General features: G+C 67.0%; 14 protein-coding genes and 2 pseudogenes. 10 read left to right on the forward strand and 6 right to left on the reverse strand.

Features of this window, described 5'->3' with window-relative positions:
- The first annotated feature begins 1 nt into the window (after position 1).
- Complete coding sequence (locus J7654_RS05455) at positions 2-826, forward strand: ABC transporter permease (RefSeq protein ID WP_209738872.1); 825 nt, start codon at positions 2-4, stop codon at positions 824-826.
- A 46-nt stretch (positions 827-872) separates the two neighbouring features.
- Positions 873-2402, forward strand: a complete 1530-nt coding sequence (locus J7654_RS05460) for an ABC transporter substrate-binding protein (RefSeq protein ID WP_209738874.1) — start codon at positions 873-875, stop codon at positions 2400-2402.
- Between the two features lie 59 nt (positions 2403-2461).
- On the opposite strand, the pseudogene J7654_RS05465 reads toward J7654_RS05460, so the two are convergent.
- A pseudogene (locus J7654_RS05465) lies at positions 2462-3072 on the reverse strand (IS630 family transposase); the annotation flags it as partial.
- Between the two features lie 11 nt (positions 3073-3083).
- Between J7654_RS05465 and J7654_RS05470 the strand changes: the two are divergent.
- The 4 genes and pseudogenes from J7654_RS05470 to J7654_RS05485 all read left to right on the forward strand — a co-directional run.
- A pseudogene (locus J7654_RS05470) lies at positions 3084-3357 on the forward strand (IS66 family transposase); the annotation flags it as partial.
- Between the two features lie 355 nt (positions 3358-3712).
- The gene (locus tag J7654_RS05475) at positions 3713-4081 is read left to right on the forward strand and encodes an ASCH domain-containing protein (RefSeq protein ID WP_209738876.1); all 369 of its coding nucleotides are present in this window, start codon (positions 3713-3715) and stop codon (positions 4079-4081) included.
- Positions 4082-4581: 500 nt separating this feature from the next.
- The gene (locus tag J7654_RS05480; RefSeq protein ID WP_209738879.1) at positions 4582-5031 is read left to right on the forward strand and encodes a tripartite tricarboxylate transporter TctB family protein; all 450 of its coding nucleotides are present in this window, start codon (positions 4582-4584) and stop codon (positions 5029-5031) included.
- Complete coding sequence (locus tag J7654_RS05485; RefSeq protein ID WP_209738882.1) at positions 5031-6554, forward strand: tripartite tricarboxylate transporter permease; 1524 nt, start codon at positions 5031-5033, stop codon at positions 6552-6554. The genes J7654_RS05480 and J7654_RS05485 overlap by 1 nt, the downstream gene beginning before the upstream one ends.
- A 75-nt stretch (positions 6555-6629) precedes the next feature.
- Here the strand turns inward: J7654_RS05485 and J7654_RS05490 are convergent, their stop codons facing one another.
- Together J7654_RS05490 and J7654_RS05495 are read right to left on the reverse strand one after the other, a co-directional pair.
- Positions 6630-7295: a YiaD family glycine zipper/OmpA-like lipoprotein gene (locus J7654_RS05490; RefSeq protein ID WP_209738885.1), complete on the reverse strand. Its 666-nt coding sequence runs from the start codon at positions 7293-7295 to the stop codon at positions 6630-6632.
- 219 nt (positions 7296-7514) lie between these two features.
- Complete coding sequence (locus J7654_RS05495; RefSeq protein ID WP_209738886.1) at positions 7515-8546, reverse strand: aspartate-semialdehyde dehydrogenase; 1032 nt, start codon at positions 8544-8546, stop codon at positions 7515-7517.
- Positions 8547-9126: 580 nt separating this feature from the next.
- On the opposite strand from J7654_RS05495, the gene J7654_RS05500 reads away from it, so the two are divergent.
- A complete protein-coding gene (locus J7654_RS05500) occupies positions 9127-10758 on the forward strand; it encodes an MFS transporter (protein WP_209740246.1) in 1632 nt (543 codons plus the stop codon).
- Between the two features lie 80 nt (positions 10759-10838).
- Here J7654_RS05500 and leuB read toward each other — a convergent pair whose 3' ends face one another.
- The 3 genes from leuB to leuD form a co-directional block, all read right to left on the reverse strand.
- Positions 10839-11954 carry a 3-isopropylmalate dehydrogenase gene (leuB, locus tag J7654_RS05505; protein WP_209738887.1) on the reverse strand — a complete coding sequence of 372 codons (1116 nt, stop codon included), beginning with the start codon at positions 11952-11954 and terminating at the stop codon, positions 10839-10841.
- Between the two features lie 62 nt (positions 11955-12016).
- The gene (locus J7654_RS05510; RefSeq protein ID WP_209738888.1) at positions 12017-12397 is read right to left on the reverse strand and encodes a RidA family protein; all 381 of its coding nucleotides are present in this window, start codon (positions 12395-12397) and stop codon (positions 12017-12019) included.
- Positions 12394-12999, reverse strand: a complete 606-nt coding sequence (leuD, locus tag J7654_RS05515; protein WP_209738890.1) for a 3-isopropylmalate dehydratase small subunit — start codon at positions 12997-12999, stop codon at positions 12394-12396. Before leuD ends, J7654_RS05510 begins: the two co-directional genes overlap by 4 nt.
- Before the next feature lie 110 nt (positions 13000-13109).
- Here leuD and J7654_RS05520 point away from each other — a divergent pair, with 110 nt between their 5' ends.
- The 3 genes from J7654_RS05520 to J7654_RS05530 all read left to right on the forward strand — a co-directional run bounded on the left by J7654_RS05520 (position 13110) and on the right by J7654_RS05530 (position 14935).
- Positions 13110-13979, forward strand: coding sequence for an HpcH/HpaI aldolase/citrate lyase family protein (locus J7654_RS05520; protein ID WP_245195665.1), 870 nt, complete (start codon positions 13110-13112; stop codon positions 13977-13979).
- Positions 13980-13983: 4 nt separating this feature from the next.
- Complete coding sequence (locus tag J7654_RS05525) at positions 13984-14190, forward strand: DUF1737 domain-containing protein (RefSeq protein WP_209738892.1); 207 nt, start codon at positions 13984-13986, stop codon at positions 14188-14190.
- 70 nt (positions 14191-14260) lie between these two features.
- On the forward strand, positions 14261-14935 hold the full coding sequence (locus J7654_RS05530) for a TIGR02117 family protein (RefSeq protein WP_209738894.1): 675 nt from the start codon (positions 14261-14263) through the stop codon (positions 14933-14935).
- Positions 14936-14976: the final 41 nt, after the last annotated feature.

Raw genomic sequence — 14976 nt, forward strand, 5'->3', positions numbered from 1 at the left:
GATGATCCGACATTTCCGCTCACGTCCCGCGGTGATCGCGAGCCTTGCGATCCTCGCCTGTATTCTCCTCGCCGCCGCCTTCGGGCCGATGATCGCGCCGCACGACCCGCTGCTGATCAACGCGCAGGCGATCAACCAGGGCTCGTCGGCCGCCTATCTTCTGGGCACCGACGAATTCGGCCGGGACATCCTGTCGCGGCTGCTCTACGGAATCCGGCCGACCATCGTGGTGGCAACCGGCGCCACCGTGCTGGCCGCCATCCTCGGCACGGCGCTGGGGATCATCGGCGGCTACTCCACCGGATGGCTCGGCACGCTGGTAATGCGCGGCGTGGACATTCTTCTGTGCTTCCCGCCGATCCTCTTCGCGCTCTTGGCCGTCGGTTTCTGGCAGAGCGGCATCCTCAGCCTGACGGTGGTGATCGGCGTGGTCTACGCGCCGCAATTCGCCCGGATCGCGCAGTCGGTGACGCTGCAGGTCGCGCGGCAGGACTATATCCAGGCCGAGCAACTGATGGGCGCCCGCGTCCCGCGCATCGTCTTCACCGGCATTCTGCCGAACATCCTGTCCGTGCTGATGGTGCAGGCGACACTGACCATGGCCGAGGCGATCCTGCTGGAATCGGGGCTCTCCTTCCTCGGGCTCGGGATCGTGCCGCCGACGCCCTCCTGGGGGCAGATGATCGGCACCGCGCAATCCTATCTCTCGCAGAACCCGATGTATCTGGTCTGGCCCGCGATCTTCCTCGCCATCACCGTGCTCGCGATCAACATCATCGGCGACAGCCTGCGCGACCATTTCGACCCGCGCCTGCGGCGTGACTGACCCATGCGCCGCGCCATGACGAATGACAACGACAGGGGATGAAAAGATGAGACAGATCATACTCGCCGCAACGACGGTGCTGATGGGCATGGCCGGCCCCGCGCTGGCCGACGGGGGCACGCTCTATTTCGGGCTGTCGGCCGAGCCGCCGACGATGGACGCGCATATCCAGGCCGGCACCGCCTTCCGCACGGTGAAGCTCGCCATCCACCGGGGGCTGTTGAACTACGGCACCGACGGGGAGCTCTCGCAGGAACTGGCCGAAAGCTACGAGGTGGCGCCCGATGCGCAGACCCTGACCTTCCACTTGCGCGAGGCCTTCTTCCACGACGGCAGCCCGGTGACATCGGCCGACGTCAAGGCCACCTTCGACCGGATCATGGCGCCCGGCAGTGCCGCCTCGCTGCGCAGCCAGTTCGAGATCGTCGACAGCATCGAGACGCCGGACGATCGCACCGTGGTGATCACGCTCAACCGGCCCTCGGTCTCCTTCCTCCACTATCTGGCGCTGCCCGAGGCGGTGATCCTGCCCGCTGCCTGGCTGGAGGAGAACCTCGACAACATCGCCAGCGCCGCGCCGGTCGGCGCCGGGCCCTTCCGCTTCGTTGAATGGGCGCGGGGGGAGGAGCTGGTGATCGAGCGGTTCGACGACTACTACAAGGAGGGCAAGCCCTATCTGGACGAAGTCGTCTACCAGTTCTACACCGACGAGAACACGCGGATGAACGCGATCCGCACGGGGGACGTGGACATCGTCGAATATGTCCCCGCGCGCGACATGGCGAGCGTCGAGGCCAGCTCCGACATGCGGCTGGAAAGCACCTACGGCCCCTTCATGGGGCTGCAGTTCAACACCTCCTTCGAGCCGTTCAGCCATCCCGAGGTGCGCCGCGCCGTCGCCCATGCGGTGGATCGCAGCGTGATCGTGGCCACCGCCTTCGACGGCCTCGGCGCGCCGAACTACGGCCTCGCGATCCCCGAGGGCTACCCGGGCTACGATCCGGAAAAGGCCGATTTCTATACCCTCGACTACGATCTCGCCCGCGAGCTGCTGGCCGAGGCAGGCTATCCGGATGGGTTCACCGCGCGACTGGTCTCGACGTCGCAATACAGCTTCCACCAGAACACCGCGATCGCGGTGCAATCGGAGCTGGCCAAGATCGGCATCACCGTCACCCTCGACATGCCGGACTGGACCAACCGGATGGCCAAGGTCACCACCGCGGACTACGACTTCGCCATCATGGGCACGGTGGGCGAGATCACCGACCCCGACTGGCTGAGCCAGTTCTACTACGGCGGCGAGAACCTGGTGCGCACCACGAACGCGCCCTATTTCTCCGATCCCGAGATCGACGCGCTGCTGGACGAGGGCCGGGCGACGGTGGACGCGGACGAGCGCGCCGAGATCTATTCCCGCTTCGTCGACCGCGCGCTGGAGCTCGCGCCGATCATTTTCCTGAACTGGCGCGACCAGAGCTATGCGGTGAGCGAATCCGTATCGGGCTTCGTCAACATGCCGGCCTTCCTGACATTCCAGTCCGGCTTCTCGCTGGAGGATACGCAGATCGAATGATCCCCCCGCCGGCGCCTCCGGGCGCGGCTGCAATCGGACGGTTCTGGAGCCTCGCACTTTCAAGTTGGTGCATATCCAACAGCTTTGAAGTAGTTTTGACATTCCGTGGGAGAGAAGAGATCGCAGATGTCTCCGATTGCCTGCCATAGGGCGTCGATTGTTCGGATGGCTCCGGCCCGCAGATGTGCCTTGAGTTTGGCGAAGGCCATCTCGATGGGGTCGAGATCGGGACTATATGGCGGCAGGAACAGCATCCATGCGCCGCGCGCCTTGATAGCCGCTTGGGCCTTCGGGCTCGTGTGAGCGGCGAGATTGTCGAGGATGACGACGTCGCCCGCAGACAGTGTCGGGGAAAGTTGGGTCTCGACATAAGCCTCGGAGACGCGCCGGTTCATCGGCCGATCCACCACGACAGGTGCGGTGAGCCCGAAGCATCTGAGGCCGGCGATGAAGGTCTGGGTCTTCCAGTGACCGAACGGCGCTTTGGAGCGCAGCCGCTCGCCCCTGGGCAGCGGCCGTAGTGGCATGTCATCTTCGTGGTCGTGCCGGACTCGTCAATGAAGACCAGCCTATGCGGTTCAAGCCGCACCCTCGGTTGCCGCCCAGCCGTCCATTCCTGGCGCGCCTTCTTGACGTCGGGTCGATCTCGCTCGCTGGCCAGCAGCGTTTTTCCGCTAAACCCTCGCGCACTGGCCCGGGCTAATCCGCTTCCTCGACGACGGCACCCTCGAGCTCGACACCAACCCGGTCGAGAACCAGATCCGCCCGATCACGCTGACGCGGAAGAACGCCCTCTTCGCCGGCAACGAGGTCGGCGCCGAGAACTGGGCCATGCTCGCTTCGCTCGTTGCTACCTGCAAGATGTCCGGCGTGACCCCCGTCGACTATCTTGTCGAAACCCTCCGCCGTCCTCGACGGGCACCCCAAATCCTACATCGAACACCTCATGCCCTGGCGGCACCCACAGCCGTCGAGTCTGGCTGCACAGGCCACGTCATCGCGCTTACATGTGAGCGCGATGACGGGCATACAGGGGGCAGGGCACGAGGTGCCGGCCCAGGCCAACGCGCCTGAAACGTCCGCCATCATTCCGCGCCGCCAGAACGAAGCCGCCGCAAGCACCGCGCCCACAACCCCGTCAAAACAACAACGCATTCTTAAAGCCGAAGCCAGCAATAGCCCGGCTCTCCCCAAGCAGCGTTGAGACAGCGCGCCGATCCTGTGTCGAAACAGTTCCATGATGAGACGCACGTTGTGGCAGCCAATGACTACGGTTGCCGTTGAGTGCGGCCCGTGTGAAATAGAGGGTTATGAAAGCCCTGTCGATCGTAGCGCCCGGTGGCAGTCGCATTGCATCCGGCGACAAGACGCTGGAAGTGCGGCGTTGGAAACCCAACCTGCATGCCGATGAGGACTTGTTGATCGTCGAGAACCGCCGTTTCCTTCGAAACGATGGGGAGGAAGACGATGCGGGCATAGCCGTCGCTCTCGTCCGCGTTGCGAATGTTCGCCCATTCGTGCCGGACGATATGGTCGCAGCTTGCGGCAGCTCTTTCGAAGAGGGCTGGCTGGCATGGGAGCTGGTTGACGTCCGTCCGCTGTCCTCGACATTCAACGTGAAGGCAGCTCGTGGGATGTACGACATCGACTCGCCGTCCGATTTGCCGATACCCCTGTGATCGTCGAACGCCCGGCCGGATCATTGTCCACGCCGCGTCGCGAGACGATCGGACGCCCGGCATGGTCTGCTTCGCGAAGGTCCTGCGATGCGACGTCGTGGGCGGCCCCCTTCCGCAGGGCGTAGGAGCCCATCCGGGAGCCCGAGCGCGAGCACTGCGGTGAGGACGCGTTGCTGGCCGTCCTTGGTGAGCTAATGCGAGGCGGGGTGAGGCGTTGCCGGCCCTATGCGGTGCGGCTCGGGAGGGATTGGGTGGGGCGCCATCTTGATCGGCGAGGCGGCCGCGTTGTGCAGTGCGTTGTCGCAAGTCGGGGCAGGAACGTGTGCTGTCCCTGCGTCGCGTTCCATGATCTCCCGGAGAGGGGCGTGGCGAAGGTGGTGTGGAACGCATCTCTGCCGCACTATGGCACGCGAACATGCAAGATACATGAATCCTCTATCTTCCAAATCGCGCCGGATCATGTTTCCTGAGGGGGTTCGGCCATGGGAGGTGATCTGGGCATGTACCAAAGGGACTATCGCGATATCATAGGCGGAGGGCTTCTTCTGCTCACGGGGGCGTTGATCGCCTGGCAGGCCTCAACGGCGCTGGACCTTGGCACCGTGCGCCGCATGGGGCCGGGCCTGTTTCCCATGGCTGTGGGCGTGCTTCTGGCCGGCTTCGGTCTGGCCATCATGATTCCGGCCTTCTTCCGGCAGGGAACGCTCGATGCGGTGGAGATCCGCCCCACCCTCGCGGTGCTGGCGAGCGTGGGCGCCTTCGCGCTGACGATCCGGCCCTACGGCCTCCTACCGGCCATCGCGGCACTGGTCTTCGTGGCAATGCTCGCGGAAACGAGGTTCCGGCCCGTCGCGCTCGTCGGGTCGATCGTCTTCCTGTCCCTGCTCGCCTATCTGATCTTCCGCGTCGGGCTCGGCCTGCCGCTCGCCATGGTCCGGTGGCCGCACTGATGGACGTCTTCGGCACGCTTACCGGGAATATCGCGCTCGGCCTCAACACCGCCCTGTCGGCTTCCAACCTCTTCTATTGCTTTGTCGGCGTCTTCCTCGGCACGGTGATCGGCGTCATTCCCGGGCTCGGGGCCCTGGCGGCGATCTCGATGCTCTTCCCGATCACCTTCCATCTCGACCCCACGGCCGCGCTGATCATGCTGGCCGGCATCTGGTACGGCACCAGCTATGGTGGGAACACCGCCTCCATCCTCCTGAACATTCCCGGCACGCCCGCCAATGCGGTGACGTGCCTCGACGGCTATCCGATGACGCGCCAGGGGCGGGGAGGCGTGGCGCTGCTGATGACGACGGTCGCCTCCTTCGTCGGCGGCTCCATCGGCATCGTGCTGATGATGCTCTTCGCGCCCACCATCGCCTCCTACGCCCTGTCCTTCGGTTCGGCAGACTATTTCTCGCTGATGGTGCTCGGCCTCGTGGCGGCCTCGACCATCTCGGACGGTTCCGCCATCAAGGGGCTGGCCATGGTGGTGCTCGGCATCGCCTTCGGCACCGTGGGCATGGACCTTTATACGGGCCAGGCGCGCTTCACCTTCGGAATGCTGGAACTGGCCGACGGCATCAGCCTCGTCGCTCTGGCCATGGGGCTGTTCGGCATCTCCGAGATCATCGTCGGCGTCCGGCAGGTGGGCGTGGCGCGCATCGACCGCAAGAGCGTGACCTTGCGCGCGATGAAGCCGACGCGGGACGATCTGCGCCGCTCCATCGGGCCGATGCTGCGCGGAACGGGGCTCGGCTCCTTCTTCGGCACCCTGCCGGGCACGGGCCCCTCCGTCGCCGCCTTCATGGCCTATGCCGTGGAGAAGCGGGTGGCGAAGGACCGCTCGCGCTTCGGCAAGGGGGCCATCGAGGGGATCATGGCGCCGGAATCGGCCAACAACGCCGCCGACCAGACCTCGTTCATCCCCACTTTGGCGCTGGGCATTCCCGGCAGCCCCACCATGGCCCTGATGCTGGGCGCGCTCATCATCCATGGCATCACGCCCGGGCCACAGCTCATGACCGAGCAGGCCAGCCTCTTCTGGGGCCTGGTGATGAGCTTCTGGATCGGCAACCTCCTGCTGGTCGTGCTCAATGTGCCGCTGATCGGGCTCTGGGTGCGGCTGCTGCTGATCCCCTACCACCTGCTCTACCCGGCGGTGCTGATGTTCATCTGCATCGGCGTGTACACGGTGAACAACAACGCCTTCGACGTCTGGCTGGTGCTGTTCTTCGGGGCGCTGGGCTATGGGCTGCGGCTGTTGCAGTTCTCGGCGGCGCCGCTCCTGCTCGGCTTCGTGCTGGGGCCGCTGATGGAGGAGCATTTCCGCCGCGCCATGCTGATCTCGCGCGGCAATCTCATGACCTTCCTCGAGCGGCCGATCTCGGGCACGGTTCTGGCCGTGACGGCCCTCCTGCTCGTGTGGAGCGCCTGGGCGGCCTTCCGCCAGTCTCGCAACCCGATGCTCTCAGTGACCAACTGAGGGCGATTGCGGGCATGAAAAAGGGGGAGCGGCCCGGGCCGCTCCCCCTTTTTCTCGTTTCAGGGCCGCCCGGCCTCAGCCGGCCTGAAGCGGCGAGATCGAGATTTCGACGCGGCGGTTCTGCGCGCGGCCCTGCTCGGTGGCGTTGGAGGCGACGGGCTGCGAAAGGCCCTGGCCCTGCACGTTCAGGCGGCGGCCGTTGACGCCCTGGTTCTGGAGGAAGCCCGCGACGCTGGAGGCGCGGCGCTGGGAGAGGCCGAAATTGTACTGCGCCGAGCCGACATTGTCGGTGTGGCCCACGACATCCACGATGGACTGGTCGTACTTGTTGAGGACGATCGCGACCGAGGTGAGGGTCGGGTAGAACTCGGAACGGACCTGGTCCTGGTCGGTGGCGAAGGTGATGTTGGAGGGCATGTTGAGCACGATGCGGTCGCCGACGCGCGTGACCGAGACGCCCGTGCCCTGGAGCTGGGCGCGGAGGTCGGCCTCCTGCCGGTCCATGTAGACGCCGATGCCGCCGCCGCTCAGCGCGCCGATGCCCGCGCCCAGAAGCGCGGCGCGGCCGCGGTCCACGCCCGCCACCTCGCCCACGAGATAGCCGCCGAGCGCGCCGACGCCCGCGCCGATGCCGGTGCCGGCGGCCGCCCTCGAAATCTGCTGCTCACCCGTATAGGGATTGCTGGTGGTGCAGCCGGCGAGAATGGCCAGAGAGGCTGAGGCGGCGATGGTTTTCTTCATGAAGGCGCTCCGAGGACAGGACGATTGCAAAGAGGCTGGGCCCCTTATGGTTCAACTTTGATTAAAAAGCAGCCGATCGCCGCGAAATCGGCCTTTAGGACCGTTAGTGGGCGGAATGGGGGCGGCCGGGCGCAAACCGCCCCGACTGTTGCGAACCGGCGACGCCCATGAAAAAGGCCGCCTTTTCAGGCGGCCTTTCCAGTATCGGGGGCAGGGCGCTCAGGCGGCCTTGCGGTTCTGCAGCAGGCGCCGGTTGACGAGAAGCTCGGCGATCTGCACCGCGTTCAGCGCCGCGCCCTTGCGCAGATTGTCGGCCACGACCCACAAATTGAGCCCGTTCTCCAGCGTCTGGTCCTCGCGGATGCGCGAGATGTAGGTGGCATCCTCGCCCGCGCTCTCGATCGGCGTCACGTAGCCGCCATCCTCGTGCTTGTCGATGACGAGGCATCCCGGCGCCTCGCGCAGGATGGCCCGCGCCTCCTCCGCTGTGATCGGGTTCTCGAACTCGATGTTCACCGCCTCCGAATGGCCGATGAAGACGGGTACGCGCACGGCCGTGCACGTCACCTTGATCTTCGGGTCCAGCATCTTCTTGGTCTCGGCCATCACCTTCCACTCCTCCTTGGTGGAGCCGTCCTCCATGAAGACGTCGATATGGGGGATGACGTTGAAGGCGATACGCTTGGTGAACTTCCTGTTGGTGGTGGGGTCCGCCACGAAGACGGCGCGCGACTGCTCGAACAGCTCGTCCATGCCGTCCTTGCCCGCGCCGGAGACCGACTGGTAGGTGGAGACGACGACGCGCTTGATGGTGGCCTTGTCGTGCAGGGGCTTGAGCGCCACCACGAGCTGGGCCGTCGAGCAGTTGGGGTTGGCGATGATGTTGCGGCGGGTGAAGCCGGACACGGCGTCCGCGTTCACCTCCGGCACGATCAGCGGCACGTCGGAATCGTAGCGGAAGGCGGAGGAATTATCGATGACGACGACGCCCTGCGCTGCGATCTTCGGTGCCCAATCCTTGGCGACCGAGCCGCCGGCCGACATCAGGCAGATGTCCGTGCCCGCCCAGTCGTAGCTTTCCAGCGCCTTCACCTTCAGCGTCCTGTCGCCGAAGGAGACCTCCGTGCCCTGGCTGCGCCGCGAGGCGAGCGCCACCACCTCGTCGGCGGGGAAGCCGCGCTCGTCGAGGATGGAAAGCATTTCGCGCCCGACATTGCCGGTCGCGCCCACGACAGCGATCTTGTAGCCCATTGTGATTGACCGTCCTTGAGCTCCCCGCGAGACCTTTGTCCAGCACCTCCAACCCCGTCCCGGGGGAGTGCGGGACGAAGGCGTCAGATAATCGCGGTTTTGGTCGTGGAGCGCAGGATCATGCGTTTCCTATGAGCGCAGCGGTGCGTCTTGTCAATCGCCGAACCGGCGCGCGCGAGGCGGCCTCAGCCGCGCCGGCGGGGTGCGCCGCCGCGCTCGCCGCGATTGAGAATCTTCTTGGTCACCCAGCCGACGAACACGGCCTTGAGGATGGAACGGATCATGGTCGGGCCTCCGAAACAGGGTTTTCACAGGGTACAACGCGCCATTCGACGGGAGGTTGCGCCCCCGCCCGTTCATCGCCCGCGCGCAAGCGATGCATCGCGCAATGATCGGCAAGCAAGTTCAAATCTAGTCTGGTCTTCCCCGTAAAGGAACACGGTATTTACATTCGATGAAAAAGGGATAGCGTCGTCTTGTTTCGCCACGCGGCTGGAGGGCCGCAGGAGGGCCGGCGAAGGGAGGAGATTTCGTGACACAGACCAATGCAGGGGCGCAGTCCGTGCGCTCGCAGACCAGCATGACGAAAGAGGAGAGGAAGGTCATCATCGCCTCCTCCCTCGGCACCGTCTTCGAATGGTACGATTTTTACCTGTACGGTTCGCTGGCGGCGATCATCGCGGCGCAATTCTTCGCGGGCGTGAACCCGACGGCGGGCTTCATCTTCGCCCTTCTCGCCTTCGCCGCGGGCTTTGCCGTGCGCCCGTTCGGCGCGCTGGTGTTCGGGCGCCTGGGCGACCTGGTGGGGCGCAAGTACACGTTCCTGATCACCATCGTCATCATGGGCCTGTCGACCTTCATCGTCGGCCTCCTGCCCACCTACAACCAGATCGGCTTCGTCGCTCCGGTGCTGCTGATCATCCTGCGCCTGCTGCAGGGCCTTGCGCTGGGCGGGGAATATGGCGGCGCGGTCGTCTACGTGGCCGAGCACTCGCCCAACGGCAAGCGCGGCTACTTCACCGCCTGGATCCAGACCACGGCGACGATGGGCCTGTTCCTCTCGCTCATCATCATCCTGGGCACGCGCACCTATCTGGGCGAAGAGGCCTTCCAGGCCTGGGGCTGGCGCATTCCGTTCCTGATCTCGATCATCCTCCTGGCGATCTCGGTCTGGATCCGCACCAAGCTGAACGAAAGCCCGCTGTTCAAGAAGATGAAGGCGGAGGGCAAGGGCTCCAAGAGCCCGCTGAAGGAATCCTTCGCCAACTGGCCCAACCTCAAGATCGTGCTTCTGGCGCTGTTCGGCCTTACCGCCGGGCAGGCCGTGGTCTGGTATGTGGGCCAGTTCTACGCGCTGTTCTTCCTGACGCAGACGCTGAAGGTGGACGGGCCGACCGCCAACATCATGATGGCGATCGCGCTGCTCCTGGGCACGCCCTTCTTCCTGATCTTCGGCGCCCTGTCGGACAGGATCGGGCGCAAGGCGGTGATCATGGCGGGCCTGGGGCTGGCGGTGGTGACGCTGTTCCCCGCCTTCCAGATGCTGACGCAGGTGGTGAATCCGCAGCTTGCCAGCGCCCAGGCGAGCGCCCCGGTGCACGTCACGGCCGACCCGGCGACCTGCTCGTTCCAGTTCAACCCGGTGGGCACCTCCGCCTTCACCTCGTCCTGCGACATCGCCAAGGCGTTCCTCGCGCGAAACGCGGTGAACTACGACAACATCGCCGCGCCGGCCGGCTCTGTCGCCACGGTGCAGATCGGCGACGTGACCATCGAGAGCTTCGAGGGGGGCGCCCTCTCGGCCGAGGAGCGCACGGCGCGCACGGCCGAGTTCTCCACGGCCGCCACCGATGCGATCCGCGCGGCGGGCTATCCGGCCGCCGCCAACCCGGACGAGGTGAACTATGTCGCGACGGTCGCGATCCTGTTCTTCCTCATCCTGCTCGTGACCATGGTCTACGGCCCCATCGCCGCCTATCTGGTGGAGCTGTTCCCCACGCGCATCCGCTACACCTCCATGTCGCTGCCCTACCATATCGGCAACGGCTGGTTCGGCGGCTTCCTGCCCACCACCTCCTTCGCCATCGTGGCGGCGACGGGCAACATCTATTCGGGCCTGTGGTATCCCGTCATCATCGCGGCCATGTCCTTCGTGATCGGCATGTTGTTCCTGAAGGACACGCGCCACGTGGACATCCACAATCTCGACTGACCGGCGAGCCCGACGCGACAATGAAAAGGCCCCGGAGCGATCCGGGGCCTTTTTTCCTTATGCGCGGCGCCCGAGGCGCCTCAGGCGGCGAGCCTCTCGCGGAATGCCGCCACGATGGCGTCACCCATCTCGGCGGTGCCGACCTGCCGGCAGCCGGGGGCCATGATGTCGCCGGTGCGCGTGCCGGCGTCCAGAATCGCCGCGATCGCCGCTTCCAGCGCGTCGGCCTCGGCCACCATCTCGAAGGAATAGCGCAGCATCATCGCGAAGGAGGCGATCATGGCGATGGGGTTGGCCAGCCCCTGGCCGGCGATGTCGGGCGCCGAGCCGTGCACCGGCTCGTAGAGCGCGCGGCGCTTGCCAGTGACCTCGTCCGGCGCGCCGAGCGAGGCGGACGGCAACATGCCGAGCGAGCCGGTGAGCATGGCCGCGATGTCGGAGAGCATGTCGCCGAAGAGATTGTCGGTCACGATGACGTCGAACTGCTTGGGGTTCTGCACCAGCTTCATGCCGCCGGCGTCCGCCAGCATGTGGTCGAGCGCGATGTCGGGATATTCGCGCCCGTGGACGGCGGTGACGACCTCGTTCCACAAGACGCCCGTCTTCATGACGTTGCGCTTTTCCATGGACGTGACCTTGCCGCGGCGCGTGCGCGCCAGCTCGAAGGCGGCGCGGGCGATGCGCTCGATCTCGTAGGTTTCGTAGACCTGGGTGTCCACGCCGCGCTTCTGGCCGTTGCCCAGATCGATGATCTCCTTCGGCTCGCCGAAATAGACCCCGCCCGTCAGCTCGCGCAGGATGAGGATGTCGAGCCCGTCCACCAGCTCGCGCTTGAGCGAGGAGGCCTCGGCGAGCGCGGGATAGCAGATGGCGGGGCGCAGATTGGCGAAGAGCCCCATGTCCTTGCGCAGGCGCAGGAGGCCGGCCTCGGGGCGCGACTCGTAGGGCACGCCGTCCCATTTCGGGCCGCCCACGGCGCCGAAGAGCACGGCGTCCGCGTCCATCGCCAGCGTCATGTCGGCGTCGGAGATGGCCGCCCCATGCGCGTCGTAGGCGCTGCCGCCGACGAGCGCCCGCTCGCTCTCGAAGCCCGCGCCGGCCTCCTCGTTGATGGCGGCGATGAGCTTTTCGACCTCGGCCATGGCCTCGGGGCCGATCCCGTCGCCGGGCAGGAGAAGCAGCTTGCGCGTGGTCATGGGCATGTCCGTTCGGTTGGCATGAGGGCTCGGCCCCGAGGCGGGGCGGCCTTGTGGCGGTCTCAGGGGCGGTAGGCCGTCGCCTCGATCTCGACCTTCATCTCGGGCTTGAGAAGGCCCGTGACCTCGAGCGTGGCGGCCGGCCTGATCTCGCCCAGCCAGCGGCCGGAAACGGCGAAGACGTCGTCCGCCATCCCCGCATCGGTCACGAGGTAGCGCACGCGCACCACGTCCTCCATCGAGAAGCCGGCCTCGGCGAGGGCGGCGGCGATGGTCTCGAAGGCGGCCTGCGCCTGGTCGCCCGCCGTGTCCGGCATCGTCATGGCCTTGTAGTCGTAGCCGGTCGTGCCGGAGACGAAGCACCAGTTGCCGGCCACGACCGCGCGCGAATAGCCGGCCTGCCGCTCGAAGGGCGAGCCGGTGGAGATGAGGCGCCGGCTCATGCCCAGGGCCGGGTGCTGGCCAGCTTCTCCTCGAAGGCTCCGATGCGCTCGGCGCCCGTGAGGGTCAGGCCGATATCGTCCAGCCCGTTGAGCAGGCGGTGCTTGCGCGAGGCCTCGATCTCGAAGGAGACGACCTCGCCGTCGGGCCGGCGGATCTCCTGCGCGGCCAGATCCACCGAGAGGCGGGCATTGGCCCCCTTCTCGGCGTCGGAAAGAAGCGCTTCCCACTCCTCCTGGCTGACGCGGATGGGCAGGATGCCGTTCTGGAAGCAGTTGTTGTAGAAGATGTCGGCGAAGGAGGTGGCGATCACGCATCGTATGCCGAAATCGGCCAGCGCCCAGGGCGCGTGCTCGCGCGAGGAGCCGCAGCCGAAATTGTCTCCCGCCACCAGGATCTGCGCCTGCCGGTAGGCGGGCTTGTTCAGCACGAAATCGGGATTGTCCGAGCCGTCCTCCCTGTAGCGAAGCTCGGCGAAGAGGCCGACGCCCAGCCCGGTGCGCCGGATCGTCTTCAGATAATCCTTCGGGATGATCATGTCGGTGTCGATGTTGACGATGGGCAGCGGCGCGGCCACCCCGTCCAGCCTGTCGAACTTCTGCATGGGTCTCGTCCCTTCGCTCCTCGCGCGTGCCGGGCCGAAATAGCATCGGGGCGGGGCGGGGGTCAAAGCCTCCCCTTGCGCGCGCACCGGGGCCGGGGCAGGAAGGAGCCATGATGCCCGCCGCCCCGCCCCGCCCGCTGCGCTCCGCCCTGTTCGTGCCGGCCGCCAAGCCCCGCGCGCTGGAGAAGAGCGCGGGGCTGGCGGTGGACGCGCTGATCTTCGACCTGGAGGATTCGGCGGCGCGCGAGGAGAAGGAGGGCGCGCGCGAGCGCCTGGCCGCCCAGCTGGCCGCCCTTCCCGACGGCGGCCCGTTCAGGGTGGCGCGCGTCAATGCGCTCGGCGAGGGCGGGGCGGAGGATATCGCCGCGCTCTCCGGGCTGGGCGCGGTGCTCTTGCCCAAGGTGGAGAGCGCGGCCATGCTGGCGGCCCTCGACGAGGGCCTGACCGGGGCGGGCGCGCCGGAGGCGTTGGAGCTCTGGGCGATGGTGGAGACGCCGCGCGGCATCCTCGCCGCGCAGGAGATCGCGGCGGCCAGGCTGTCGCGCCCCGTCGGGGCGCTGGTCGTGGGGCCGAACGACATCGTCCTGTCCACCGGCATCCGCCTTTCGCCGGGCCGGCCCGAGCTCGTGCCCTGGCTGATGCAGGTCGTGCTCGCCGCCAAGGCGGCCGGGGTGGCGGTGCTGGACGGCGTCTACAACGACTTCCGCGACGCGGAGGGACTGGCGCGTGAGTGCGCGCAGGCGCGCGCGCTCGGATTTGCCGGCAAGACGCTGATCCACCCGAACCAGATCGGCGCCGCGAACGCGGCCTTCGCGCCCTCGGCCGGGGAGATCGCGGCCGCCGAGCGCATCGTGGCCGCCTTCGCCCTGCCGGCCCATGCGGGGCGCGGCGTCATCTCGCTCGACGGGCGGATGGTGGAGCGCCTGCATCTCGAAGAGGCGAGGGCGCTTCTCGCCTTCCGCGACAGACTGGAGAACTGACCCCATGAAGCTCTACCGCCTGCTCACCGGCATCGACGACGCCGCCTTCTGCCATAAGGTCTCGCTGGCCCTCTCCAAGGGCTGGGAGCTGGCCGGCAGCCCCGCCTACGCCTTCGACGCGGCCGAGCAGGTGATGAAATGCGCGCAGCCGGTGACGAAGATCGTCGAGGGCAAGGACTACGACCCCTCCATGAAGCTGGGCGAACAGTGAGGGCCCCTGCGGGAACGGCATCGGATCGGTTTGGCGCGCGCCTCCCCTTCCCGGACGGGTCCTGAGGCGAATGCGCCCCGGCGCCCGGCGCTCGGCCGGGGCCTTTCTCGCGCTCGCGCTCATGATCGCGCTTGCGCTTGCGCTCGGCCTCGTGGTGCCGCGCCCCGTGGCCGCGCCGGCGGCGGGGGGCGCGCATGAGATCGTCCTCATCGCCAACCCGATCCACACCGACATCGCGCTTCCCTCCACGCCCCCGGTCCTGTCGCGCCTCCGCTTCCTCGGCGCGGCGGGCCTGCCGCTCGATCATCCGGGCCTCGGCCACGTGCTCGTCGGCTGGGGCGGGCGGGAGTTCTACACGCGCACGCCCACCTGGGGCGAGCTGACGCCCGGAGCCGCCTTCGCCTCGGTGACACTGGACGATTCCGTCCTGCGCTTCGAGCTGATCCCGCCGCTGCCGGCCGATCTTGGCCATACGCGCCGGATCGTCCTGTCGGACGCCGGCCTGGAGGCGCTGGTCACCTTCATCGAGGCGACGCTGGCGCGGGACGAGGCCGGGGCGCCGCAGGTGGTGGAGGGGGCCGGCTACACCCCCTTCGACCGCTTCTTCGAGGCGCGGGGCGCCTTCAACATCCTGATCGGCTGCAATGTCTGGACATCGGCGGCGCTGGCGGCGGCGGGCGTCTCCACCGGCTGGTGGACGCCCCTGCCGCAATTGCTGTTCGCCTCCCTCGACCTGCATTCATAGGGACGCCTCCTCCTCCAGCGCCTGCCCCGGCGCTGGCGGCC

Source organism: Aureimonas populi (assembly GCF_017815515.1).
Classification (GTDB): Bacteria; Pseudomonadota; Alphaproteobacteria; order Rhizobiales; family Rhizobiaceae; genus Aureimonas; species Aureimonas populi.

What these genes read in the sequence shown, in the direction of transcription:
- J7654_RS05455 (WP_209738872.1), top strand. Translation starts at nt 2, where the DNA reads ATGATCCGACATTTCCGCTCACGTCCCGCGGTGATCGCGAGCCTTGCG.
- J7654_RS05460 (WP_209738874.1), top strand. Translation starts at nt 873, where the DNA reads ATGAGACAGATCATACTCGCCGCAACGACGGTGCTGATGGGCATGGCC.
- J7654_RS05475 (WP_209738876.1), top strand. Translation starts at nt 3,713, where the DNA reads ATGAAAGCCCTGTCGATCGTAGCGCCCGGTGGCAGTCGCATTGCATCC.
- J7654_RS05480 (WP_209738879.1), top strand. Translation starts at nt 4,582, where the DNA reads ATGTACCAAAGGGACTATCGCGATATCATAGGCGGAGGGCTTCTTCTG.
- J7654_RS05485 (WP_209738882.1), top strand. Translation starts at nt 5,031, where the DNA reads ATGGACGTCTTCGGCACGCTTACCGGGAATATCGCGCTCGGCCTCAAC.
- J7654_RS05490 (WP_209738885.1), bottom strand. Translation starts at nt 7,295, where the DNA reads ATGAAGAAAACCATCGCCGCCTCAGCCTCTCTGGCCATTCTCGCCGGC.
- J7654_RS05495 (WP_209738886.1), bottom strand. Translation starts at nt 8,546, where the DNA reads ATGGGCTACAAGATCGCTGTCGTGGGCGCGACCGGCAATGTCGGGCGC.
- J7654_RS05500 (WP_209740246.1), top strand. Translation starts at nt 9,127, where the DNA reads ATGACGAAAGAGGAGAGGAAGGTCATCATCGCCTCCTCCCTCGGCACC.
- leuB (WP_209738887.1), bottom strand. Translation starts at nt 11,954, where the DNA reads ATGACCACGCGCAAGCTGCTTCTCCTGCCCGGCGACGGGATCGGCCCC.
- J7654_RS05510 (WP_209738888.1), bottom strand. Translation starts at nt 12,397, where the DNA reads ATGAGCCGGCGCCTCATCTCCACCGGCTCGCCCTTCGAGCGGCAGGCC.
- leuD (WP_209738890.1), bottom strand. Translation starts at nt 12,999, where the DNA reads ATGCAGAAGTTCGACAGGCTGGACGGGGTGGCCGCGCCGCTGCCCATC.
- J7654_RS05520 (WP_245195665.1), top strand. Translation starts at nt 13,110, where the DNA reads ATGATGCCCGCCGCCCCGCCCCGCCCGCTGCGCTCCGCCCTGTTCGTG.
- J7654_RS05525 (WP_209738892.1), top strand. Translation starts at nt 13,984, where the DNA reads ATGAAGCTCTACCGCCTGCTCACCGGCATCGACGACGCCGCCTTCTGC.
- J7654_RS05530 (WP_209738894.1), top strand. Translation starts at nt 14,261, where the DNA reads ATGCGCCCCGGCGCCCGGCGCTCGGCCGGGGCCTTTCTCGCGCTCGCG.